The sequence below is a fragment of the Pseudomonas halotolerans genome, assembly GCF_039581215.1.
Lineage (GTDB): Bacteria > Pseudomonadota > Gammaproteobacteria > Pseudomonadales > Pseudomonadaceae > Aquipseudomonas > Aquipseudomonas tehranensis.
In genome coordinates, this window is the sequence record NZ_JBCNTJ010000016.1 from 73,947 (window position 1) to 96,050 (window position 22,104).

Sequence of the window (22,104 nt, forward strand, 5' to 3'; positions counted from 1 at the left end):
CCTACTGTTTTGGGGCACCGACAGGTGGCTGCAACTGTGTTTTCCAACGCTCGATATTGCGCTGCAACACAGCCTCCGTCAGGCCGGACGCGGCCAATTCTGTCATCTTTTGCGCCAGCTGTCCGCGTAACCATGGATCATTGCAGGCGGAGTTATGGGAAACCGCGAGGAACAACCCCGGGGTATCCACTGGTTGCGGCGCAGCTTGCAGGTCATTGGCCATACCCAATGTCTGTGCCATCGCCAGGCCCGAGTAACGCCCTGCCAGGACATACTCCACCTCCCCCAGCAGCAGTTTCTGAAAGGCTTCAGTCAGGTTGGGTGTACGGGTCAGGGACAATTGCTGCTCGGCAAAAACGCCAAACGCCTGGGTCATTCGCGCCTTTTGCGACAATGCCCCGGGATGCCCCTGAAGGTCCTCGGGCCGAGTGATGACCAGTGTCGAATCCTTGCGGGTCCAAACCAGGTACTCGTTCTCCAACAGGGGCGGATGAACATAGTCCAGCGTTTCAAGCCCGCTGGTTGTCAGCGCGGCGTCGACGAGCAGGTCCATGCGTCCACTGCGCACTTCGTCCTGTGCCTGGGCACGCTTGCCGGCATAGAGCAATTCGATCTTGATCCCCAGCTCCGTCGCCACTTGCGCCAGCAGGTCTGCGCCTGCGCCGATCAGGTGTTTGGGATCCTGGGGGTCTTGCCACAGATAGGGCGGCGCATCCGGGCTACCGGTGGCGATCAGGCGTTCACATTTGCCGGCGGCGACAGACAGACCCGGCACAGCAGCCAGTGCCCATAGCAACGACACGCCAGCCAAACGGCGAAGATCCATGGCGATATGCTCCCCTTGCAGTGACAACAACGTGCAGATAATAAAAAACCCGGCCAAAGGGCCGGGCTCTTTATAAGTGAAGACGCCGGATTAGACCAGCTTCTCCAGCTCAGGGATGGCTTCGAACAAGTCCGCCACCAGGCCATAGTCGGCCACCTGGAAGATCGGCGCTTCTTCGTCCTTGTTGATCGCGACGATCACCTTGGAGTCTTTCATGCCGGCCAAGTGCTGGATCGCGCCGGAGATACCGACGGCGATGTACAGCTGAGGTGCAACGATCTTGCCGGTCTGGCCGACCTGCATGTCGTTGGGTACGAAACCTGCGTCGACCGCGGCGCGGGAAGCACCGACGGCTGCGCCCAGCTTGTCGGCCAGGGCGTACAGGTGTTTGAAGTTGTCACCGTTCTGCATGCCACGCCCGCCCGAAACGACGATCTTGGCAGCGGTCAGTTCCGGACGATCGGACTTGGCCAGTTCTTCGTTGACGAAGCTGGAGATGCCGGCGTCGTGGGCAGCGCCTACAGCTTCAACGGCAGCCGAACCACCTTCGGCGGCAACCGGGTCGAAACCGGTAGCACGGACGGTGATGACCTTGACCGCAGCATTGGACTGCACGGTAGCAATGGCGTTACCGGCATAGATCGGACGCTTGAAGGTGTCGGCACTTTCCACCGAGATGATCTCGGAGATTTGGTCGACGTCCAGCGCAGCGGCCACGCGCGGCAGGATGTTTTTGCCGTTGGACGTAGCGGCAGCCAGGATGTGGCTGTAACCCTTGCCCAGCTCAGCGACGAGAGGAGCGACGTTTTCCGGCAACTGATGCGCGTAAGCGGCATTGTCAGCGTTCAGGACTTTGCTCACGCCCGCGATTTTCGCAGCCGCTTCGGCAACGGCACCAGCGCCCTGCCCGGCTACCAGGACGTGGACATCGCCACCGATCTTGACAGCGGCAGCAACGGTGTTCAGCGTGGCCGGAGCCAGCACTTTGTTGTCGTGTTCAGCGATTACCAAGATAGTCATGATTAGATTACCTTCGCTTCGTTTTTCAGTTTCTCGACCAGTTCAGCCACCGACTTGACCTTGATGCCCGCGCTGCGTGCAGCTGGCGCTTCGACTTTGAGGGTCTTGTTGGTGGAGGCGGTGGAAACGCCCAAAGCGTCCGGAGTCAGCACTTCAAGCGGCTTCTTCTTGGCTTTCATGATGTTTGGCAGGGACGCATAACGCGGCTCGTTCAAACGCAGGTCGGTGGTGACGATGGCCGGCAGTTTCAGGGAAACTGTCTGCGCGCCGCCGTCGATTTCGCGCGTCACGGCAACGCTGTCGCCGGATACTTCAACCTTGGACGCGAACGTGCCCTGACCGTAGCCGCTCAATGCCGCGAGCATCTGGCCGGTCTGGTTGTTGTCGCTGTCGATGGCCTGCTTGCCGAGGATCACAAGCGATGGCTGTTCCTTGTCGACCACAGCCTTGAGCAGCTTGGCCACGGCCAGGGAAGTCAGGTCTTCGGCGGATTCGACGAGGATGGCACGGTCAGCACCCAGCGCCAGCGCGGTACGCAGTTGCTCCTGGGCAGTGGTCGGGCCGATGGAGACGACGACGATCTCAGTTGCCACGCCTTTTTCTTTCAGGCGTACGGCTTCTTCTACGGCGATTTCGCAGAAAGGGTTCATCGACATCTTGACGTTGGCGAGGTCGACGCCGGAGTTGTCCGCTTTGACGCGAACCTTGACGTTATAGTCGACCACTCGTTTGACAGCTACAAGAACCTTCATGGATTCCTCGTTACTCTCCGGTGAAAAGAAAGTCGCCTAGGCGAACCTGGCGGTTGATGCTCATGGGCGCAAGGGCACCTCTAAAAACGCCGGCATGAACCACACATGACCTTGCTCACGGGAGTGAAGACCGTTCGTCAGTGATGACCGACAAGTCATTCATTATCGCGGCGTGTAAACTGCGCGTCCGAACCACGCAATACGTCACTTTGTGCTGCCTTCGCCCTGTCTTTAGAGGTGCTCTTGGAACCAACAGTCAGCCTACGGCGAGCGCAAAACCGCCCGTATCTTGACCGGAACACCCATTCCGGTCAATACGGCAAAATGGTCAGTCATAAGCCGTACGTCAGTGATTTATCTGGCCTGCGGCTATTTCAAACAAACGTTTGTATTGGACCCTGAGAGTGGTGTAGATATAATGCGCCGCTTAAGAGAGAAGCGCGGGTCATTCATGGCCGCTTTCGTCGATTTCGCGAAGCAGATCGTGGATGCAACGCCAAACCTCCAATTAGAAAAAACTGTTGAGCCTTGAGTAGGAGATAGCCTGTGGAACGCGAATACATGGAATTCGACGTGGTCATCGTCGGTGCCGGCCCCGCTGGCCTGTCTGCCGCTTGCCGACTGAAACAGAAGGCCGCCGAAGCCGGTAAGGAAATCAGCGTCTGCGTGGTCGAAAAAGGCTCCGAAGTCGGTGCGCACATTCTCTCCGGCGCGGTGTTCGAACCCCGCGCCCTGAACGAACTGTTCCCGGACTGGAAAGCGCTCGGTGCCCCGCTGAACACGGAGGTTGTGCGCGATGACATTTATGTCCTGAGAAACGCCGAGACCGCGAGCAAAATCCCTGACTTCTTTGTGCCCAAGACCATGCACAACGAAGGCAACTATATTATTTCCCTGGGCAACCTGTGCCGCTGGCTGGCCCAGCAGGCCGAGAACCTGGGCGTGGAAATCTACCCGGGCTTCGCCGCCCAGGAAGCGCTGTTCGACGAGAATGGCGTCGTACGCGGGATCATTACCGGCGACCTGGGTGTGGACCGTGAAGGCAAGCCGAAGGAAGGCCTCTACACCCCTGGCATGGAGCTGCGTGGCAAATACACGCTGTTCGCCGAAGGTTGCCGTGGTCATATCGGCAAGCAACTGATCAAGCGCTTCAACCTGGACAGCGACGCCGACGCCCAGCACTACGGCATTGGCCTGAAGGAAATCTGGGAAATCGACCCGGCCAAGCATCAACCGGGTCTGGTGGTGCACACCGCCGGTTGGCCGCTGGACATCATGGGCAGCGAAAATACCGGCGGCTCGTTCCTTTATCACCTGGAAAACAACCAGGTGGTGGTCGGCCTGATCGTTGATCTGTCCTACAGCAACACGTTCCTGTCGCCGTTCGACGAGTTCCAGCGCCTCAAGCATCACCCGGTGCTCAAGCAGTACCTGGAAGGCGGCAAGCGCGTCAGCTACGGTGCTCGTGCCATCTGCAAGGGCGGCCTGAACTCGCTGCCGAAAATGGTCTTCAAGGGCGGCGCGCTGATCGGTTGCGACCTCGGCACCCTGAACTTCGCCAAGATCAAAGGCAGCCACACCGCCATGAAATCCGGCATGCTCGCCGCCGAGGCGGTGGCCGATGCGCTGTTTGCAGGCTCCGAAGGCGCGGATGAACTGACCTCCTATGTCGACGCTTTCAAGGCCAGCTGGCTGCATGAAGAGCTGTTCGCCAGCCGCAACTTCGGCGCGGCGATCCACAAATACGGCGCCATCATCGGCGGCGGCTTCAACTGGCTCGACCAGAACATCTTCGCCGGCAAGCTGCCGTTCACCCTGCATGACAACAAGCCTGACTATGCCTGCCTGAAACTGGCCGCTGACTGCAAGAAGATCGACTATCCGAAACCGGACGGCAAACTCAGCTTCGACAAACTCAGCTCAGTGTTCATCTCCGGTACCAACCATGAAGAAGAACAGCCTTGCCACCTGAAGCTGACCGACCCGAGCATCCCGATCAGCAAAAACCTGCCGCTGTACGACGAACCGGCGCAACGCTACTGCCCGGCCGGCGTCTATGAAGTGGTGACCCAGGAAGACGGCGAGAAGCGCTTCCAGATCAACGCCCAGAACTGCGTTCACTGCAAGACCTGCGACATCAAGGACCCTGCACAGAACATCACCTGGGTTTCGCCGGAAGGCGCTGGCGGGCCGACTTACCCGAACATGTAAGCCGATTCGCTGAACATCAAGGCTCCCGACATGGGGGCCTTTTTGTTGCCTGCGATGTCAAGAACCACCACGGTCCAAAATGTGGGAGCGGGCTTGCTCGCGAAGGCGGCGTGTCAGTCACCAAAAATACTGATAGATAAACCGCTTTCGCGAGCAAGCCCGCTCCCACAGGGGGACTTGCGCTGGATCAAGCGGCGCGCTCTTCCCCGGGACTGCGCTCAAAGTAACGCTTGTACTCCCGGCTGAACTGCGACGAACTCTGATACCCCACCTGATGCGCAACCTGCGCCACGCCCATGCCCTCGATGAGCAGCAACCGCTGAGCCTTGAGCAGACGCAGGCGCTTGAGGTATTGCACCGGCGACAACAGCGTGCTGCGTTTGAAATGCTCGTGAAAGGTCGAAGCACTCATGTTCGCGCAACTGGCCAGTGTCTCGACGTTCAACGGCTCGGTGAAATGCGCGTGCAGATGGCTCAGGGCAGCGGCAATCCGGGCAAACTGGCCTTGCTGCTCCACCAGCGCGCGCAGTACGTCGGCCTGAGGCCCGCGCAAGACGACGAACAGCAACTCCCGCAGTCGCGCCTGGCCCATGACCTGACACTCCAACGGATCGTGCAAGCAGTGCAACAGCCGTTCGACACACCCTCGCATAGCACCATCGAGCGTGGCGATGGTCATGGATTCCGGCGTCTGCGCCGCCAGGCTTCGCCCCGGCGTCAAGCCCATGGCCAGCACCAGCTCCCCCAACATCGCCCGATCGATCGCCACGGAAATCCCGAGCAACGGAGCATCGGGCAGGGCATAGGTTTCGCATTCGAACGGCACCGGCAACGCCTGGATCAGGTAGTGCCCGGCGCCGTATTCCAGCGTGCGAGGTCCCAGGTAAGCCAGTTTGCTGCCTTGGGCAATGATCACCAGGCTTGGCTCGTAGAGCTGCGGACCACGGGCGATGTCCTCGCTGCACCGCAGGACTTGTACGCCAGGCAGCGGTGTCGGGATAAAACCGTCACGGGTCGCCAAGGGTTCGATCAGCGAAACCAGCGCCGCGTTGGCATCCAGATGGCGGGTCAACAACATGAGAAAAACTTCGCGAAAAAAGGGACGAGAACATCATCGCAGGTCTGACGCCTGGCAGGATCAAACTATAGCCAACGTCGGAGGAATAGGCATGACATCCGTAGAAATCGCCATCGCCCCGAACCGACAGGACTCGCAGAATGAACCCTCTCACCGTTCACAGCCAAGCGAGGTCCATTATGTACACTGCCATCGGATATGCCGCCCAATCGGCCACCACTCCCCTCGCCCCGATGAAGTTCGAACGCCGCAGCCCGCGAGCCGACGATGTGGCGATCGACATTCTCTACTGCGGTGTCTGCCATTCCGACATCCACCAGGCCCGCAATGAATGGGGCATTGCCGTTTATCCGTTGATGCCCGGCCATGAGATCGTCGGAAAAGTCACCGCCGTCGGTGCGAATGTCACCCGCTATAAGGTCGGCGACCTGGTGGGCGTTGGCTGCATGGTCGACTCCTGCCGCGAGTGCGAAGCCTGTCGCGCCGACCTGGAGCAATACTGCTACCAGGGCATGACGCAGACCTACGCCAGCCCGGATCGCATCAGCGGCGGCCACACCATGGGGGGTTATTCCAACAGCATCGTGGTCAGCGAGCATTTCGTGCTGCGCATCCCGGAAGCACTCGACCCGGCTGGCGCCGCGCCAATTCTCTGCGCCGGCATCACCACCTACTCGCCCCTCAAGCACTATGGCGTGAAGGCCGGCGACAAGGTCGGCGTGCTGGGCATGGGTGGCCTCGGCCACATGGGCATCAAGTTCGCCAAGGCCATGGGCGCAGAAGTGACGCTGTTCACCCGCTCGGCCAGCAAGGCTGACGAGGCCCGTCGCCAGGGCGCCGACCATGTGATCGTGTCCACCGACGCCGAGCAGATGGCCGCTGCCGCCGGTCATTTCAACTTCCTGCTGGACACCATTCCGGTGCAGCACGACCTCAACCCCTACCTCAGTACCCTGCGGTTCGACGGTGTACACATCCTGGTGGGCCTGGTCGAGCCGATCGATCCGCCAGTCCATGCGGCCAACTTGATCATGGGCCGTCGGGTCCTGGCCGGTTCGTTGATCGGCGGTGTTGCCGAAACCCAGGAAGTGCTGGATTTCTGCGCCGAACACAACATCAGCTGCGACATCGAAATGCTCGACATCCGCCAGATCAACGAGGCCTACAGCCGCATGATCGCAGGCGACGTGAAGTATCGCTTCGTCATCGACATGGCAACCCTCAAAGCCTGACGCTCGTCAGACCTTCGCGCCAAGTTCGGCCGACAGCCGGGCTGTGACCCCTTTGACCAGGGGAATCAGCTCGGCCATTTTTTCCAGCGGCATATACGGTACGGTGCTGGCGATGCTGATACCGGCGACGATACGCTTGCCGGCGTCTCGGATCGGCGCCGCCACACAACGAATCGACGGTTCGTTGTCTTCCAGATCGAAGGCATAACCACCCGCTACATACTCCACCATCCGCTGCTGGAACTGCTCCCAGGATTGCTCCTGATGCTGAGGCCAGAACTGATTCTTCCCACCCGCCGGCAAGCTGATTTCATACAGCCTTTTCCATTGTTCCTGAGAATCATCGAGCATCAGCGCCTTACCGATCCCGGTACGCGCCAGCGGCATGCGATGGCCCACGCGCGAACGCATTTCCGGGCCATTGCGCCCCGGATTTTTCAGCAGGTACAACACCTCGTCACCCTCGCGAATCGCCAGGTGAACCGTGTCACCGGTGAGCGCCGACAACTCGTCCAGATACGGCCCTGCCAGACTCACCAGCGGCAACTCTTCCCGGGCCTGAAAACCCAGCTCGATCAGCTTCGGCCCCAACAGATAACCCACTTGCGGCACCACGCGCAGGTAGCGCTCATCCACCAGGCAACTGGCCAGGCGATGGGTGGTGCTGCGGGTGGTGCCGATCAACCGGGCGATTTCCTTCAAGTCACGGGCACCGCTGGCGACCGCCTGGACCACACCCAGACCACGCAGCAGTGTCTGGGTGCCTGTGGGCGCCGCGTCCTTGGTGATTTTTGGATCGTCTTGCTGCATATCCGGCCTTCAACAGTGAGCGGGGAACGGGCGGCATTATGGTCGCCCGCCCCGTCGGACTACAACTCGATGCGCTCGACCTTCCCCACCAGCAGGATGTAGGACAGCGCACCAATCAACGCCAGCACGGCGATATAGGTGATGGCCGGGGCAAACGAATCGCCGCTGGCGAGAAAACCGATGACGATGGGCGTGGCGATGGCCGCCAGGTTACCGATGAAATTGAACACCCCGCCGGTCAACCCGAGCAGACGCGCGGGCGCCAGTGTGGAAACCAGCGACCAGGTGATCGACGCCAGGCCATTGCCGAAAAACGCCAAGGCCAGGAAAGCGATCACCAGCGGTGTCGACTCAACGAAGTTGGCGCCGATAATCGCGGTAGAGATCAGCAACCCGCCAATGATCGGCAGCTTGCGGGCGAACCCCACCGTGGAGCCGCGACGGATCAACCAGTCGGAGAAGAACCCGGAACACAACACACCGACAAATGCGGCAAGGAACGGCAACGACGCCAGCAGGCCGGACTTGATGAAGTCCATGCCGCGATATTTCACCAGGTAGGTCGGGAACCAGGTCAGAAAAAACCACAGTGTGGAGTTCAAACAGAACTGGCCCAGGTAGATGCCCCACAACTTGCGCTGGGTCAGGACGATCCCCAGGTCGGCCCAACTGAACTTGGCTTTGGCCTTGGATGTATCGGCTTGTATATCCACCAACCCGCCACCTTCGCGGATCAGTTCGATTTCGGCGGCGTTGACCCCTTTGAAATCCCGCGGTTCGCGATACACCGCGTACCAGATCACCGCCCAAAGGATGCCCACCGCCCCCGTGGCGACAAACACCATGTGCCAACCGAAGGCGTGTTGCAACCACGCCAATACCGGCGTCAGGAAAGCCAGCCCGACGAACTGCCCGGACGTGTAGAAACCAATGGCAGTAGCCCGTTCACGCTCAGGAAACCAAGTGGTGACCACGCGGCTGTTGATCGGGTAGGCCGGCGCTTCCAAAGCACCGACCGCCATGCGCAGGACGAACAAGGCAATGAAGCTGGCGGCAAAACCAAGCATCACCGTGGCCACCGACCACAGCAACAGTGCAACGCTATACAGAATACGCGGGGGCACCCGGTCCACCAGCCAGCCACCCGGGATTTGCATGGCGGCGTAGGTCCAGCCGAACGCCGAGAAAATCAGCCCGACGTGGATCGGGTCGATGCCCAGCTCACTGGTCAGCGCGGGGGCGGCGATAGAGAGGTTGCTGCGGTCCAGGTAGTTGATCACCACGGTGATAAACAGCAGGACCATGATGAAAAAACGCTTGCGGCTGGGCGTCACCAACGACGCCTGCGCGCTCAGGGTGTGCGCTTGCATGTGAGTGCCTCTTTTTTATATTTGTCGAATACGGCAAGGATCGAGCAAGACTCTGTGGGAGCAAGGCTTGCCCGCGATGCAGACGATGTGTTTTCCAGTCGAACCGCGTCATCGTTCATCGCGGGCAAGCCTTGCTCCCACAGGACTCCTTTGCTCCCAGGGAGTGATCAGGCGTGACTCACCACTCAGCAAAACTGCCATCGGCATGCCGCCAGATCGGGTTGCGCCAGCGGTGACCGATGGCCGCGCGTTCGATGACGTACTCCTCGTTGATCTCGATACCCAGGCCCGGGCCGTTAGGGATTTTCACGAAGCCCTTGTCGTAGTCGAACACCTGCGGATCCTTGATGTAATCCAGCAGGTCGTTGCTCTCGTTGTAATGGATGCCCAGGCTCTGCTCCTGGATGAATGCGTTGTAGCAAACCGCATCCAGTTGCAGGCACGCCGCCAGGGCAATGGGCCCCAATGGGCAGTGCAGCGCCAGTGCCACGTCGTAGGCTTCAGCCATGTTGGCGATCTTGCGGGTTTCGGTGATGCCACCGGCATGGGAGGCATCCGGCTGGATGATGTCCACGTAGCCTTCGCTGAGCACCCGCTTGAAGTCCCAGCGGGAAAACAACCGCTCACCGAGGGCAATCGGAGTGCTGGTCAGCGGCGCCAGCTCCTTGAGGGCTTCGTAGTTTTCACTGAGCACCGGTTCTTCAATGAACATCAGCTTGTACGGGTCAAGCTCCTTCATCAGCACCTTGGCCATCGGCTTGTGCACCCGACCGTGGAAGTCCACGCCGATGCCGACGTTCGGCCCTACCGCGTCCCGCACCGCCGCCACATTGGCCAGGGCCAGATCGACTTTTTCAAAGGTGTCGAGAAATTGCAGCTCTTCGGTGCCGTTCATCTTCACCGCCGTGAAGCCCCGCGCCACCGCCTCTTTCGCCGCGCGAGCGGTGTCCGCCGGGCGGTCGCCGCCGATCCACGAATACACACGGATCTTGTCCCGCACCTGGCCGCCCAACAGGTCGCTGACCGACACGCCCAGGGCCTTGCCCTTAATGTCCCACAACGCCTGATCGATACCGGCCAGCGCACTCATGTGAATGGCACCGCCGCGGTAGAAGCCGCCGCGATAGAGCACGGTCCAGATATCCTCGATGTTGCGTGGGTCTTTGCCGATCAAGTAGTCGGACAATTCCTCGACGGCAGCCGCCACCGTGTGGGCACGGCCTTCGACCACGGGCTCACCCCAACCGGTCACGCCCTCGTCGGTCTCGACTTTGAGGAAGCACCAGCGCGGCGGAACGATAAACGTGGTCAGTTTGGTGATTTTCATCTTGTTGTCTCTCTTATCAGATGCAGCGCGCGGGGCGCTGGAAAAGTCTTCAGTTCAAGGCATTCCACGCGGCCACGTAGGCCTTGGCGCGCACCGCCACCTCATCTGCCGTCATCCCTGGCTTGAACAGCCCGGAACCGAGGCCAAAACCCTTGACCCCAGCTTCGACGAACACCGCCATGTTGTCCGGCGTAATCCCGCCCACCGGCACCAGCACGGTCCCGGCCGGCAGCACCGCGAGCCAGGCCTTGACCACCGCCGGGCCCATTTGCTCGGCCGGAAACATCTTCAACACGTGGGCGCCTTCGGCCAGCGCGGCAAAGGCTTCGGTGGGCGTGGCGACGCCGGGGGACAGGTACAACCCCGCCGCCTTCGCCGCTCGCAACACCTTAGGGTCGCTATGGGGCATGACGATCACCTGACCACCGGCGGCTTTGACCTGCTCGACCTGTTCCGGCGTCAGCACCGTGCCGGCACCGATCAGGCAATCGGCGGGCAAGGTACTGCGCAGGATGCGGATACTTTCGTACGGTTCAGGGGAATTGAGCGGTACTTCGATGACGCGAAATCCGGCGCCATAAAGGACTTCGCCGATAGCGGCGGCCTCTTCCGGACGCAGACCGCGCAAAATTGCGATCAGCCCGTTGCGCGCCAGTGCTTGTGTGAGCATGTCAGACCTCCAGTCGTTTAACGCGATGCGGTGGAATCGAGCAGTCCGGCCGCCACGGCCAGTTGCCACAAACCACGCTCGGTGGCCTGTTCGGCCTGGGTCACCCGGGCAAAACCGCAGGCGTCGAGGGCTCGTTGATAACGGGCACAGAGTTGCGAGTTGCCGATCAGCACCACCGTCGGCAGATGGATGGTGTCGCGCCGTCGGCGTTGCACGGTGGCCAGGGCCATCAGTTCATGACCGATCAGGAGGCCGGAAAGGTAATCCGCCTGGGCGCTGGCACTGAGCTCGCCAGTCAAACCCAGACTGCGGGCACTGAACACGGTGGACAAAGGGCCGATCTGGCCGTCCACCGACAACGCCACCTGCACGCCGCGATCAAAAGCCAGGCTATCGAACGCCGTACCACGTTGCTGGGTGCGGCCGAGAATGCTGTGGTCGCTGAGCACAGCGAAGATCTCGCCGGTCATGAAAGTGTCGAAATGCACGATGCAGCCATCGGCGACTTCCACCCATTTCGAATGACTGCCAGGCAGGCCGATCAGCACCGCTTCGTTCGGCAAACGGTGCAACGCGCCGAGCACCTGGGTTTCTTCGCCGCGCATGACATTGGGCAACCGCGAACGCTGGATCACCCCCGGCACGATGTGCACATCGACGCCGCGAAGACTGCGAATGGTTTGTAGGGAATGTCCGAGATTGGCGACATTGGCAGGTGTGTCGCAATAAGGCACTTCCCGCCAGCCCTGGGCGCTGCCCACCATGCCACAGGCAATCACGGGCAAGCCTGGCTGGGCGTCGAGCCAATCACCGCACGCCTCGTCGAAAGCCAGTTCAAAACCGTCGACGCACACCCGACCGCCCACGGTTCGCGGCCCAACGGGCAACTGCATGATCCCCGACGACAGCGAACGCTGTTCGAGTACCTCGCCGTCGGCGGCGAGTTTGTAAGCCCGTAGTGAGGTGGTCCCCCAATCGAGCGCAATCAATTGCGCCTGCATCCGTTTTCACCTGTTTTGTTTTTTGGCAGTGAGTGCACGGACTATAAACCTGGGCGCCACATTATCTCAATATATAAATATCACTCCCATATATTGGGATTATCGTATTTCACGCAAAGTTATCGTCATTCACCCACGAACCCTGCTACGTTTTCTGCCGGACGCCTTAGAACTCAGGGAAATGTTTATGGGACAACTACTGAAAATCCTCGGTCGCACCTCCTCTATCAATGTCAGAAAAGTGCTGTGAACCTGCCAGGAACTGGAAATAGCCTATGAACGCGAGGACTGGGGCATCGGTTTTGCTTCGACCCATGATCCCGAATTCCTGGCTCTCAACCCCAACGCCCAGGTACCGGTGATCATTGACGAGAACGGTGTGCTGTGGGAGTCCAACACCGTTTGCCGCTATCTGGTGGGCAAGCATGGACGTAGCGATCTGCTGCCCGTCGAACCGGCCGCCCGGGCGCGCGTTGAGCAGTGGATGGATTGGCAGGCGACCGAACTCAACCCGTCTTGGGGTTATCCGTTTTACGCGTTGGTGCGCAAGGATCCGGATTGTCAGGATCCCCAACGTATAGCCGCTGGGATTAAAGGCTGGAACGAAAAGATGGGGTTACTGGAGGATCAGTTGAACCGTACTGGCGCTTACGTGGCCGGTGCGGATTTTTCCCTCGCGGATGTGCTCATCGGGCTGTCGGTGCATCGCTGGCGCCAGACGCCCATGGAACGTCCCGACTACCCGGCCGTGGCCGCTTATTGCAAACGACTCGAACAACGGCCGGGGTTTGCCGAGTACGCGGGCGCCGCGTACTCATGAACCGCTCAGTTGCCTTGGGCGAAATCCCGTAGCACCTTGCCGTCCATCCGGTAGCGCACCCACTCTTCCTGAGGTTGCGCGCCGAGGGACTTGTAAAACTCGATCGCCGGCGTGTTCCAGTCCAGCACGCTCCACTCGAAGCGACCGCAATCGTTGTCGCAGGCAATTTTCGCCAGGTGACGCAGCAGCGTCTTCCCTGCCCCGCCGCCGCGCTGGTCAGGCGTGATGTACAGGTCTTCGAGGTACAGGCAGTTGCTGCCCAGCCACGTGGAATAACTGAAAAAAAACACCGCATAACCGATGGGCACGCCATCACGCAGACAGATCAGTCCATGGGCAGTGGAGCCCTCGCTGAACAGGCTGCGCTGAATGTCCGTCACGCTGGCAATGACTTCGTGGCGGGCCTTTTCGTAATCGGCAAGTTCAGTGATGAAGGCAAGGATTTGAGGCGCATCACTGGGTTGCGCAGGGCGAATCTGGATCGACATGAACGAGCCTTGTAGCCAATGGAAAACGCCATACTAAGCCGTCGCGCTGCGCTCGTCACATCTCAAGAAAAAATTGACGTGATGCTTCCAGAGGACCGTTCGTCGCCCGCGAGGCACCAACTCCGATTCAGGGCAGCCCAAAATCAGGCAAGCATTCCAAAAAATGGAGGCGACACCATGATCACTTCAAGGCTGACTGCATTTACACTTGCCACGCTGCTGTCTTCGGCCGCTTTCGCGGCGAGCACTTCAGGCACCGGGCCGACCGACCCGGTGCAAGCGCCCAACTCCCCCGCTACGCAAGGCCTGCCCACGTTGAATACCGACGGCACCGGCGGCGGCCTGAACAATGGTCAGCCTCCCGCCAACGGCACCGATCCGCGGGTGCAGGGCAATGATGCGGGTCGTCAGGGCGGTATGAATACGCCGGACTCCAATGCCCCTGATAATGCCGAGACCGGCACGGGCTCGAAAACCACCACCGGCGGTTCGGGTTCGGAGGGTGGCGCCAGCCAGTAACCCGGGGAGCGAGCGATCCGCTCCTGGCGGGTGGCTCTGCTCACGTACTTGAGGAGAGATTCCCATGCCTCGTGGAAGCAAAGACAAATACACAGCCGAGCAAAAGCGCAAAGCCGAACACATAGAAGCCAGTTATGAGAAAAAGGGTTTGTCCGAGGACAAGGCCGAGGCGCGGGCCTGGGCCACGGTGAACAAACAGTCTGGCGGCGGTGAACGCGCTGGCGGGTCGGGGAAGGCCAAACCGGCCGCGCAAAAGCAAACCGACCGCAAGGAGTCGGCCCGTCGCGCCGCCAAGACCCGCGAAGGTCAGCCGCGCACCAGCCAGGCCTCTCGCGCAACCCAGACTGTGGATAACCTGATGAAAGAGGCCCGGGCGAAGAACATTCCCGGACGTTCGAAGATGCGCAAGCAGGAATTGGTTGAAGCACTGCGCAAGGCTGGTTGATCGCTGGCGTCAGGGATCACGCTATCGCGAGCAAGCTCGCTCCCACACTGGATCTGCGATGAGCCAGGTAGTTCTGACTGGCACACCTGCCGTGGATCTGCGGTGGCCCAAGTGTTGTGCGTGGCGCCAATCCTGTGGGAGCGGGCTTGCTCGCGAAGGCAGTGGGTCAGCTTGCATCAATACTGAATGGACCGACGTCTTCGCGAGCAAGCCCGCTCCCACACTGGATCTGTAATGAGCCAAGTAGCTCTGACTGGCACACCTCCCGTGGATCTGCGGTGAGCCCCGGTATTTTGCCTGGCACAAATCCTGTGGGAGCGAGCTTGCTCGCGAGGGTGACCTGCCCGGTCGGGGCAGATTTCAGCGTTGTTTCATCCGGTCGATCACCACCGCCAGCAACAGGATCGAGCCACGGATGACGTACTGGTAGAAGGTGTCGATGTTCTTCAGGTTCATCGCGTTTTCAATGATCGCCAGAATCAGCACCCCGGCGATGACATGGCGGATCATGCCGATGCCACCGCTCAACGACACCCCGCCCAACACGCAAGCCGAGATCACGGTCAGTTCGAAGCCCTGGCCGATCATCGGTTGGCCCGAGGTCATGCGTGAGGCCAGGATCACACCCGCCAAGGCACCGATCACACCATGCACGGCGAAGATGATGATCTTGGTGCGATCAACGTTTACCCCTGCCAACAACGCCGCCTCCTGGTTGCCACCAATGGCCATGGTGTTGCGCCCATAGGTGGTGTAGTTCAACAACCAGCCGAAAAACAGAAAGCAGACCAGGGTGATCAGAATCGGCACCGGCACGCCAAACATCTGGCCGTTGCCGAACACGAAGAACGATTCCTGGGACACGCCCACCGCTTTGCCGTTGGCAAAGATGTAGGCCAGGCCCCGGACGATCTGCATGGTCGCCAGGGTGGTGATCAACGCATTGACCCGCAGCTTGGCAATGACGATGCCATTGATCAGCCCGACGATCAGCCCCATCACCAACGCGGCGCTGACGCCCAGAAACACACTGTTGGTGTCACGCATCACCACTGCTGCGACCACACCGGCACAAGCGATCACCGAGCCCACCGACAAGTCGAAGTGCCCGGAAGCCAGGCAATACAACATGGTGCAGGCCGCGATACCCGTGGTGGAAATCGCCAGGCCCAGGCCACGCATGTTCAGGGGTGAGAGGAAGTTATCGATCATCAGGGTGCAGAGCACGAAGATCGCGACAGCCGCCAGCAGCATGACCCAGTCGTCCAGGAAGCGCCGCAGGTCCAGGGGTTTGCGTGCCGTTGGCAGGGCATTGTTTTGAATGGTCATGTTTTACCTCTCAGTTCGCCGCGTCGGCAACGCGTTGGCGTGGCAGCGCCAGTTGCAGCAGGTTGGATTCATTGGCCTGGTCACGCGGCAGCTCGCCGCGCATGGCCCCTTCGCAGAGCACCAGGATTCGGTCGGAAATGCCCATCACTTCCATCAGGTCGCTGGACACCACAATCACCGCAATGCCATCGGCCGCCAGGTTGTGGATGATCTGATAAATCTCGGCCTTGGCGCCGATGTCGATACCGCGCGTGGGCTCGTCCAGCAACAGGACTTTCATCGGCATCGACAGCCAGCGACCGAGAATCGCTTTCTGCTGATTGCCGCCGGACAGGTACATGATTTTCTGACCCGCAGACGGGGTCTTCACTTTCAGCGCCTTGATCTGCTTGTCGGCGTTGCCCCGCTCCCAGTCACCGCGCAACAAGCACCTCAGGGTGGAATGGCTCGCACGGGCACTGATGTTGATGTTCTCGCCGACGCTGGCCAGGGGCATGATGCCTTCCTTCTTGCGATCCTCCGGGCAGAGCAATACGCCCGCAGCAATGGCATCCCGGGGCGAACGCAGTCTCAGCGCCTCGTCATGCAGCACCAGACGCCCGTCGGTATGGCGCTCCAGCCCACTGAGCAAGCGCAGCAACTCGGTACGCCCGGCACCGACCAGCCCGAACAGGCCGAGGATTTCGCCTTTATGCACCTGGAAACTCACCGGTTCGCGCAGGCCCGGACCGACCAGGCCCTCGACTTTCAATGCCACGTCGCCACGCTCGCGAGGGCGGTAATCATAGATGTCCTGAATATCGCGACCGACCATGCAGGTGACCAACTGATCGTGAGTCAACTCGCTCATGTTCTCGAAGGTACGCACGTAACGGCCGTCCTTGAACACCGTGACCGCGTTACAGATGCGGAACACCTCTTCCATGCGATGGCTGACATACAGCACCACTTTGCCCTCGTCCCGCAGGCGGGTGATGATCGCCATCAGGCGGTCGATTTCCCGTGCCGAGAGGCTGCTGGTAGGCTCATCGAAGGCAATGACATGGGCCCCACGGGACAAGGCCTTGGCGATTTCCACCAGTTGGCGCTGGCCGAGGGACAGGCGACCGACTTTTTCCTGGGGATCGATTTCATCGGCCAGGCCTTTGAGCAGCGTCAACGCCTGCTGGCGCAATTGCCCACGATTGACAAGGCCGAAACGGGCGGGCAAATGCCCAAGGAACAGATTTTCGGCAACGGTCATTTCCGGCACCAGATGCAGTTCCTGGTGGATCACTGCCACGCCGCTGGCAATGCTGTCGGCGGTGCCTTTGAAGGCCATCGTCTGCTCGCCGATCTGCAGGTCGCCGCTGCTGGGGATGTAGGCACCGCCGAGAATCTTCAGCAACGTAGACTTGCCCGCGCCGTTCTCGCCCATCAAGGCATGGACCTGCCCCGGATGAGCAACGAAACTGATATTGGCCAGCGCCTGCACGCCGGGGAAGGACTTGCCGATCCCGTTAAACCGCAAGCTGCCACCGATGTTGTGTCGCTGTGTCGCTGTTTGCGCTTGCATAACCACCTCGAACTCACAGAGATCAGCGGCCCGTCGCCAGGCCGCTTTTGAATCAACCGGCCGTCAGTTCCACAGGCCGATTTTTTCCAGCTCCTGCTTGAAGTTCTCCCGAGTGATCAGCGTCACTTCATCCATGGCGGTGTACTTAGGCGGCTCCTTGCCGGTGGTGACCCACTCGTACATCATCTCGGCGGTTTTGTAGCCTTCGATATGCGGGCTTGGCAGCATTGAGCCGAAGAAACCGCTGTTAGGCTTTTTCAGTTCGCCGATGGCGTCGGTGCCGTTAATGCCAATGCCGATCACATTGGCCGCCGCAAAACCGGCGCTTTCGGTGGCGCGCACGCCGCCCAGTACGGTGTTGTCGTTCATACCGCCGATGATCAGGTTTTTCGCCCCGCTGGGCAGTTTCACCAGGGCCGAGTTAGTGGCGTCCATGCTGCCCGGCACGTCGAGGGTTTTCAGCGCGGTATAGAGGATGTGGTCCTCAGGCATACCGGCCTTCTTCAGCGCGTCGACAGAGCCGTCGGTGCGCTTTTTACCCGTGTCCAGTTCGTTATAGGTGTTGATCACCGCATAGGTGTCTTTCCAGTCCCAGCCGCGTTTTTTCGCTTCACTGGCCATGGCGTCGCCCTGCTTCTGACCCACTTCAAAAGCGGCCATGCCCAGGTACGGGACGTCTTCCATGAACTTGCCGTCGGTGCCGACGAAGCGGTCATCGACAGCAATCACTTTCATGTCGTTGAGTTTGGCCTTGGCCATGATGGCCGGGCCAAGGGCCACGTCCGGTGGGCAGATCACAAAGCCCTTGGCGCCGTTGGCGGCGAGGCTATCGATGGCCGAGAGGGTCTTCTCGCCGTCCGGCACGGCGATCTTGATCACCGTGAAGCCCCTGTCCTTACCGGCTTTTTCGGCAAACGCCCATTCGGTCTGGAACCAGGGTTCCTCGGCCTGCTTGACCAGAAAACCGATCTTCACTTCTTCTGCCGCCAGCAAGGTGCTGCTGAGGCTGACCGCAGTAACCGCCAGGGCGGCACGGCACAGGGAACGGATCCCACGACGATGATTCATAGCTGTCTCCTTGTTTTTTTTATTGAAAGCCAAAACGTCCAGGGCCCTGCTCCAACATCAGTGGAAATGCGCAGGCTGGGCGGTCAAACATGTTGCTGCACAGCATAGGTCCAAATAGTCATATCGTATGATGATTGGATTACAGGCGAAGTTTCCGACTGAAATCCCGGAATATTCAGTCGTGGTACATGACCGAACGTCCACCATCGATGGTGATGCACGAGGCGTTGATGAAAGGTGCTTCATCGCTGGCCAGGAACACCGCCGTCATTGCCACTTCGATCGGTTGGCCGATGCGGCGTGGCGGGTGCAGATCCAGCGCACGCTGGCGTTCGGCATGTGGATCGGCGAAGCCGTTCCAGTAGTCGATATTCAGTTGGGTTTCGATGTAACCCGGCGCAATGGCATTCACGCGCACGCCTTTGGGCGCGTATTCGATACCCAATGCGCGGGTCAGGCCGAGCAGTCCGTGCTTGGCCACCGGGTAAGGGAAACAGCCGGGAATGATGTGGGATGAATGGGTCGAGGCGATATTGATGATGCTGCCCCCGCCCTGCTCAAGCATCTGCGGCAACACAGCCTTGCAGCCGTACCAGGCGCCATCCAGGTCGATAGCGAAGCAGCGGCGCCAGTCCTCTTCGGTCATTTCCAGCGGGTCACGGAATACGTTCACGCCCGCGCAGTTCACCAAGACGTCGATGCGACCGTGCAGCTCGACGGCACGACGGGCCATGGCATGCAGGTCCTGCTGGTTCGACACATCGGCTTTGAGTGCCTGCACATCCGCCCCGCGTTCACGCCAGAGGGCGGCGACTTTCTCAACCTTGTCGGCCTGGATATCACTGATGACCAAACGAGCCTGCTGCGAGGCGAACGCGGCGACGATCGCCTCGCCAATGCCTTGGGCGGCACCGGTCAGCAGCACCACCTTGTTTTTCAGGCGTTCGCCTTTCGCCGGTTCGGGCATCGGTGACAAGGACAGGGGCTGGGCCATGATTCAAGGCTCCTGCCGGTCAGCACGACGAAAACCGGACATCCAGAGAGGGCCGGCCGAAAGGCTTTCGCAATCGCGTACGCCATCGGGCGGTACGGAGGAAGATCGTGGCATCACTTCACCTGTCTTGTTTTTTTAGTGTGAGTGGGTGTCGCTGATGGGACCGACTATAAACCCGCCCCCTAAATAATCTCAATATATATATTTACATCCCATATTATGGGATCTAACCAGCAAACCTCGTGCAGCTCATTCCTGGTACGTCGACCTGCATCGACAGCACCGCGCCGTCGAGTGGATGCTCAAGTGGGCTCGCCGCACTGGTGATGTACAGCGTCTTGAGGTCCTCCCCTCCGAACACACAACTGGTGGGGCGACTGACGGGCAATTCGATCACCCGATCAACATGACCGTCGGGGTCCAGGCGCAGCAGGCAACTGCCGTCCCAGCGAGCATTCCAGACGTAGCCCCTGGCATCCATTGCCGAGCCATCGGGCCCACCACGCGGGTGAGGGCCAAACCAGACCTCGGCTGGGGCCAGACTGCCGTCGGGATAGATGAAGTGTCGATACAGCGTGCCATCGAGACTTTCGCCGAAATACACCGTGGTGCCATCAGGACTCCATAACAGCGTGTTGGGAATGCCCCGATCGCGTAACAGCGGCATGACCCGGCCATCGGCGCCAATGCGAAACAGGCCCCCGGATCGTCGCTCAATGGGCAGGTCTTCGCCGTTTTCGCCGATGTTGTTCTGCATGGTGCCGAGCCAGAGCTGGCCCAAGGCATCACAACGGGCCTCGTTGGCACGATTGCCAGGCTGCGGATCGGCCATGCACAGTAACCTCAGGCGCGGTTCCAGGCCCGGCGATTCCAGATCCAGCCGATAGACACCGCTGCTCAGGGTCACCAAGGCGTCGCCGCTTTGTGTCGGAATGAAAGCGGACACATGTTCAGGCATCTGCCAGATTTGCACATTGGCGCCTATCAACCGCAGCGCCTGCTTACCGGCGATGTCGACCCAATACAAGGCTTGGGTCGGCTCATCCCAGAAGGGGCCCTCGCCCAATGTCGCCCGGTGCTCCGTGACGGCCGTCCACATCATTGAAAACTCCTGCTCGCTGCTTGGCCGGCGATTTCTGTCCGCCCGGCCATGACGTTAGGGTAAAAGCGCTTGATCGCCAGGTCAGCGTTATCGATCAAGGTCATGCAGGCCCAGACGCCCCGCGCCGCATCACGGGCAGCGATGGCTTCGGCAATATCCTTGTGGATTGGCAAGGTGCGGCGCAGTTCATCCGGGTCGGCGGCGGACACCTCGAACGACACCGCCAGCAGCGCACCCAGCGCCGGAACCATCTGTTCGATGAATTGGTTATGGCTGGCGGCGAGAATGCATTCATGGAAGAACTGGTCGGCGCGGTTGTAATCGGCGCCGCTGTCCACTGCGCGCTCCAGGGCATGGTAGGCCAGACGGATTGCCTGCACCTGATCGGCCGTCGCCCGCTCACAGGCCCAGCGCACCGCCATCGGTTCAATGGTGCGCCGCAGGTCCAGCAGGTCGTCGACAAAATTTTCCGGTAGCCCGCTGCGCGACAGCCACCCGACCACCTGCGGGTCGAACAGGTTCCAGCGGCGCACCGGCAACACCCGCGTACCGACTTTCGGTCCGACTTCCAGCATGCCTTTGGCCACCAGGGTCTTGATCGCTTCGCGGATCACCGTGCGACTGACGCCCAGTTGCTCGCCGAGGTCGGCCTCAACCTTGATGGTCTGCCCAGGCTTGACCTGACCGGCGGCTATCCAGCCCCCCAGCCAATCGACGGTCGATGCGTGAAAACTGCTGGACATGAACACCCCGTGGGCCACTCTTCATAGAGGCCCAAACTAATCATCATATGATTGGGTGTCAATTTGAATTTTACGTTACCCACTGTGGGAGCGGGCTTGCTCGCGAAAGGAGTGGGTCAGCTGAGAAGATGTTGGATGTGCTGGCGCCTTCGCGAGCAAGCCCGCTCCCACAGGGTTTACGGTTCCAGGCCGATCGGGAAGAATACCCCGCCGCTCCACACCCCCAACCAGCGCTGCCCGTCAATCTCGCGACTGATCGCCAGCTCCACCAGTTGGTAGAACACATTGCGATGGATCAGCGCTTCGAGGTTACTGCGTACGTGTACGTAGGGCGCGGGCTCCTGGGTCTGCGGATCGATCACCACCCGCATCGGATGTTCGCCGCCGGCCTCAGTGGTTTCCTCGACATTGGTGGTGAAGCGCAGTCGCTGCTCCTCACCCTGCCCTTCAACCTCCAGGGTCACCGCCACAAACGGTGCATCGTCGACCTTGATGCCAACCTTTTCCACAGGTGTGATCAGGAAGTAGTCATCGCCGTCGCGGCGGATGATGGTGGAGAACAACTTGACCATTGGCTTGCGCCCGATTGGCGTGCCCAGGTAGTACCAGGTGCCATCCCGGGCGATGCGCATGTCGATATCGCCGCAGAAGTCAGGATTCCACAAATGGACTGGCGGCAAACCTTTGGTCTTGGGGATCTGCCCCAGCAGGTCATTGGCTTTTTGCGGTCCGCTCATGGTGACT

The 22,104-nt window shown here is 60.3% G+C and carries 21 protein-coding genes and 1 pseudogene; 5 read left to right on the top strand and 17 right to left on the bottom strand.

The window, feature by feature from the left end:
• Position 1: 1 nt before the first annotated feature.
• From AAIS01_RS20390 to AAIS01_RS20400, 3 genes are all read right to left on the bottom strand, one after another.
• Entirely contained in the window at positions 2–826 is an 825-nt protein-coding gene (locus AAIS01_RS20390) for a substrate-binding periplasmic protein (RefSeq protein ID WP_343470451.1), read from the bottom strand.
• A 90-nt stretch (positions 827–916) separates the two neighbouring features.
• Positions 917–1,846, bottom strand: a complete 930-nt coding sequence (locus AAIS01_RS20395; RefSeq protein ID WP_092399991.1) for an electron transfer flavoprotein subunit alpha/FixB family protein — start codon at positions 1,844–1,846, stop codon at positions 917–919.
• A 2-nt stretch (positions 1,847–1,848) separates the two neighbouring features.
• A complete protein-coding gene (locus tag AAIS01_RS20400; protein ID WP_014339477.1) occupies positions 1,849–2,598 on the bottom strand; it encodes an electron transfer flavoprotein subunit beta/FixA family protein in 750 nt (249 codons plus the stop codon).
• A gap of 546 nt (positions 2,599–3,144) precedes the next feature.
• Between AAIS01_RS20400 and AAIS01_RS20405 the strand changes: the two genes are divergently transcribed.
• Complete coding sequence (locus AAIS01_RS20405; protein ID WP_343470452.1) at positions 3,145–4,809, top strand: electron transfer flavoprotein-ubiquinone oxidoreductase; 1,665 nt, start codon at positions 3,145–3,147, stop codon at positions 4,807–4,809.
• Positions 4,810–4,996: 187 nt separating this feature from the next.
• Here AAIS01_RS20405 and AAIS01_RS20410 read toward each other — a convergent pair whose 3' ends face one another.
• Positions 4,997–5,887, bottom strand: coding sequence for an AraC family transcriptional regulator (locus AAIS01_RS20410; protein ID WP_343470453.1), 891 nt, complete (start codon positions 5,885–5,887; stop codon positions 4,997–4,999).
• A 179-nt stretch (positions 5,888–6,066) separates the two neighbouring features.
• Between AAIS01_RS20410 and AAIS01_RS20415 the strand changes: the two genes are divergently transcribed.
• Positions 6,067–7,119, top strand: a complete 1,053-nt coding sequence (locus AAIS01_RS20415; protein ID WP_343470454.1) for an NAD(P)-dependent alcohol dehydrogenase — start codon at positions 6,067–6,069, stop codon at positions 7,117–7,119.
• 6 nt (positions 7,120–7,125) lie between these two features.
• On the opposite strand, the gene AAIS01_RS20420 is transcribed toward AAIS01_RS20415, so the two are convergent.
• The 5 genes from AAIS01_RS20420 to AAIS01_RS20440 form a co-directional block, all read right to left on the bottom strand.
• A complete protein-coding gene (locus tag AAIS01_RS20420) occupies positions 7,126–7,929 on the bottom strand; it encodes an IclR family transcriptional regulator (RefSeq protein WP_013693986.1) in 804 nt (267 codons plus the stop codon).
• 59 nt (positions 7,930–7,988) lie between these two features.
• On the bottom strand, positions 7,989–9,299 hold the full coding sequence (locus tag AAIS01_RS20425) for an MFS transporter (protein WP_343470456.1): 1,311 nt from the start codon (positions 9,297–9,299) through the stop codon (positions 7,989–7,991).
• 178 nt (positions 9,300–9,477) lie between these two features.
• The gene (gene dgoD, locus AAIS01_RS20430; RefSeq protein WP_003179439.1) at positions 9,478–10,626 is read right to left on the bottom strand and encodes a galactonate dehydratase; all 1,149 of its coding nucleotides are present in this window, start codon (positions 10,624–10,626) and stop codon (positions 9,478–9,480) included.
• 49 nt (positions 10,627–10,675) lie between these two features.
• Positions 10,676–11,296 (bottom strand): 2-dehydro-3-deoxy-6-phosphogalactonate aldolase, encoded by a 621-nt coding sequence (locus AAIS01_RS20435; protein ID WP_343470457.1) that lies wholly within the window; start codon positions 11,294–11,296, stop codon positions 10,676–10,678.
• 17 nt (positions 11,297–11,313) lie between these two features.
• On the bottom strand, positions 11,314–12,297 hold the full coding sequence (locus tag AAIS01_RS20440) for a 2-dehydro-3-deoxygalactonokinase (RefSeq protein ID WP_343470458.1): 984 nt from the start codon (positions 12,295–12,297) through the stop codon (positions 11,314–11,316).
• Between the two features lie 187 nt (positions 12,298–12,484).
• Between AAIS01_RS20440 and AAIS01_RS20445 the strand changes: the two are divergent.
• A pseudogene (locus tag AAIS01_RS20445) lies at positions 12,485–13,117 on the top strand (glutathione S-transferase family protein).
• Between the two features lie 5 nt (positions 13,118–13,122).
• Here the strand turns inward: AAIS01_RS20445 and AAIS01_RS20450 are convergent.
• A complete protein-coding gene (locus tag AAIS01_RS20450) occupies positions 13,123–13,605 on the bottom strand; it encodes a GNAT family N-acetyltransferase (protein ID WP_092400007.1) in 483 nt (160 codons plus the stop codon).
• A 177-nt stretch (positions 13,606–13,782) separates the two neighbouring features.
• Here AAIS01_RS20450 and AAIS01_RS20455 point away from each other — a divergent pair, with 177 nt between their 5' ends.
• Both AAIS01_RS20455 and AAIS01_RS20460 read left to right on the top strand, forming a co-directional pair.
• On the top strand, positions 13,783–14,124 hold the full coding sequence (locus AAIS01_RS20455) for a hypothetical protein (protein ID WP_343470459.1): 342 nt from the start codon (positions 13,783–13,785) through the stop codon (positions 14,122–14,124).
• A gap of 64 nt (positions 14,125–14,188) precedes the next feature.
• On the top strand, positions 14,189–14,569 hold the full coding sequence (locus tag AAIS01_RS20460) for a Rho termination factor N-terminal domain-containing protein (RefSeq protein WP_343470460.1): 381 nt from the start codon (positions 14,189–14,191) through the stop codon (positions 14,567–14,569).
• Between the two features lie 360 nt (positions 14,570–14,929).
• On the opposite strand, the gene araH is transcribed toward AAIS01_RS20460, so the two are convergent.
• The 7 genes from araH to AAIS01_RS20495 all read right to left on the bottom strand — a co-directional run bounded on the left by araH (position 14,930) and on the right by AAIS01_RS20495 (position 22,097).
• Positions 14,930–15,898, bottom strand: a complete 969-nt coding sequence (gene araH, locus AAIS01_RS20465; protein ID WP_343470462.1) for an L-arabinose ABC transporter permease AraH — start codon at positions 15,896–15,898, stop codon at positions 14,930–14,932.
• A gap of 10 nt (positions 15,899–15,908) precedes the next feature.
• Positions 15,909–17,453 carry an L-arabinose ABC transporter ATP-binding protein AraG gene (gene araG / locus AAIS01_RS20470; RefSeq protein ID WP_343470463.1) on the bottom strand — a complete coding sequence of 515 codons (1,545 nt, stop codon included), beginning with the start codon at positions 17,451–17,453 and terminating at the stop codon, positions 15,909–15,911.
• A 63-nt stretch (positions 17,454–17,516) separates the two neighbouring features.
• On the bottom strand, positions 17,517–18,521 hold the full coding sequence (locus tag AAIS01_RS20475) for a substrate-binding domain-containing protein (protein WP_343470464.1): 1,005 nt from the start codon (positions 18,519–18,521) through the stop codon (positions 17,517–17,519).
• Between the two features lie 175 nt (positions 18,522–18,696).
• A complete protein-coding gene (locus AAIS01_RS20480) occupies positions 18,697–19,515 on the bottom strand; it encodes an SDR family oxidoreductase (protein ID WP_343470465.1) in 819 nt (272 codons plus the stop codon).
• Positions 19,516–19,741: 226 nt separating this feature from the next.
• Positions 19,742–20,617 carry an SMP-30/gluconolactonase/LRE family protein gene (locus tag AAIS01_RS20485; protein ID WP_343470466.1) on the bottom strand — a complete coding sequence of 292 codons (876 nt, stop codon included), beginning with the start codon at positions 20,615–20,617 and terminating at the stop codon, positions 19,742–19,744.
• Positions 20,614–21,360 (bottom strand): FadR/GntR family transcriptional regulator, encoded by a 747-nt coding sequence (locus AAIS01_RS20490; RefSeq protein WP_343470467.1) that lies wholly within the window; start codon positions 21,358–21,360, stop codon positions 20,614–20,616. The genes AAIS01_RS20485 and AAIS01_RS20490 overlap by 4 nt, the downstream gene beginning before the upstream one ends.
• 176 nt (positions 21,361–21,536) lie before the next feature.
• Positions 21,537–22,097: a DUF1285 domain-containing protein gene (locus AAIS01_RS20495; protein ID WP_343470468.1), complete on the bottom strand. Its 561-nt coding sequence runs from the start codon at positions 22,095–22,097 to the stop codon at positions 21,537–21,539.
• Between the last annotated feature and the right edge of the window lie 7 nt (positions 22,098–22,104).

Excerpts from the sequence above, each read along its gene's own strand:
- AAIS01_RS20450 (WP_092400007.1), bottom strand. The coding sequence starts at position 13,605 with ATGTCGATCCAGATTCGCCCTGCGCAACCCAGTGATGCGCCTCAAATC.
- AAIS01_RS20490 (WP_343470467.1), bottom strand. The coding sequence starts at position 21,360 with ATGTCCAGCAGTTTTCACGCATCGACCGTCGATTGGCTGGGGGGCTGG.
- AAIS01_RS20400 (WP_014339477.1), bottom strand. The coding sequence starts at position 2,598 with ATGAAGGTTCTTGTAGCTGTCAAACGAGTGGTCGACTATAACGTCAAG.
- AAIS01_RS20395 (WP_092399991.1), bottom strand. The coding sequence starts at position 1,846 with ATGACTATCTTGGTAATCGCTGAACACGACAACAAAGTGCTGGCTCCG.
- araH (WP_343470462.1), bottom strand. The coding sequence starts at position 15,898 with ATGACCATTCAAAACAATGCCCTGCCAACGGCACGCAAACCCCTGGAC.
- AAIS01_RS20440 (WP_343470458.1), bottom strand. The coding sequence starts at position 12,297 with ATGCAGGCGCAATTGATTGCGCTCGATTGGGGGACCACCTCACTACGG.
- AAIS01_RS20410 (WP_343470453.1), bottom strand. The coding sequence starts at position 5,887 with ATGTTGTTGACCCGCCATCTGGATGCCAACGCGGCGCTGGTTTCGCTG.
- AAIS01_RS20425 (WP_343470456.1), bottom strand. The coding sequence starts at position 9,299 with ATGCAAGCGCACACCCTGAGCGCGCAGGCGTCGTTGGTGACGCCCAGC.
- araG (WP_343470463.1), bottom strand. The coding sequence starts at position 17,453 with ATGCAAGCGCAAACAGCGACACAGCGACACAACATCGGTGGCAGCTTG.
- AAIS01_RS20485 (WP_343470466.1), bottom strand. The coding sequence starts at position 20,617 with ATGATGTGGACGGCCGTCACGGAGCACCGGGCGACATTGGGCGAGGGC.
- AAIS01_RS20480 (WP_343470465.1), bottom strand. The coding sequence starts at position 19,515 with ATGGCCCAGCCCCTGTCCTTGTCACCGATGCCCGAACCGGCGAAAGGC.
- AAIS01_RS20455 (WP_343470459.1), top strand. The coding sequence starts at position 13,783 with ATGATCACTTCAAGGCTGACTGCATTTACACTTGCCACGCTGCTGTCT.
- AAIS01_RS20460 (WP_343470460.1), top strand. The coding sequence starts at position 14,189 with ATGCCTCGTGGAAGCAAAGACAAATACACAGCCGAGCAAAAGCGCAAA.
- AAIS01_RS20415 (WP_343470454.1), top strand. The coding sequence starts at position 6,067 with ATGTACACTGCCATCGGATATGCCGCCCAATCGGCCACCACTCCCCTC.
- AAIS01_RS20495 (WP_343470468.1), bottom strand. The coding sequence starts at position 22,097 with ATGAGCGGACCGCAAAAAGCCAATGACCTGCTGGGGCAGATCCCCAAG.
- dgoD (WP_003179439.1), bottom strand. The coding sequence starts at position 10,626 with ATGAAAATCACCAAACTGACCACGTTTATCGTTCCGCCGCGCTGGTGC.
- AAIS01_RS20435 (WP_343470457.1), bottom strand. The coding sequence starts at position 11,296 with ATGCTCACACAAGCACTGGCGCGCAACGGGCTGATCGCAATTTTGCGC.
- AAIS01_RS20390 (WP_343470451.1), bottom strand. The coding sequence starts at position 826 with ATGGATCTTCGCCGTTTGGCTGGCGTGTCGTTGCTATGGGCACTGGCT.
- AAIS01_RS20475 (WP_343470464.1), bottom strand. The coding sequence starts at position 18,521 with ATGAATCATCGTCGTGGGATCCGTTCCCTGTGCCGTGCCGCCCTGGCG.
- AAIS01_RS20420 (WP_013693986.1), bottom strand. The coding sequence starts at position 7,929 with ATGCAGCAAGACGATCCAAAAATCACCAAGGACGCGGCGCCCACAGGC.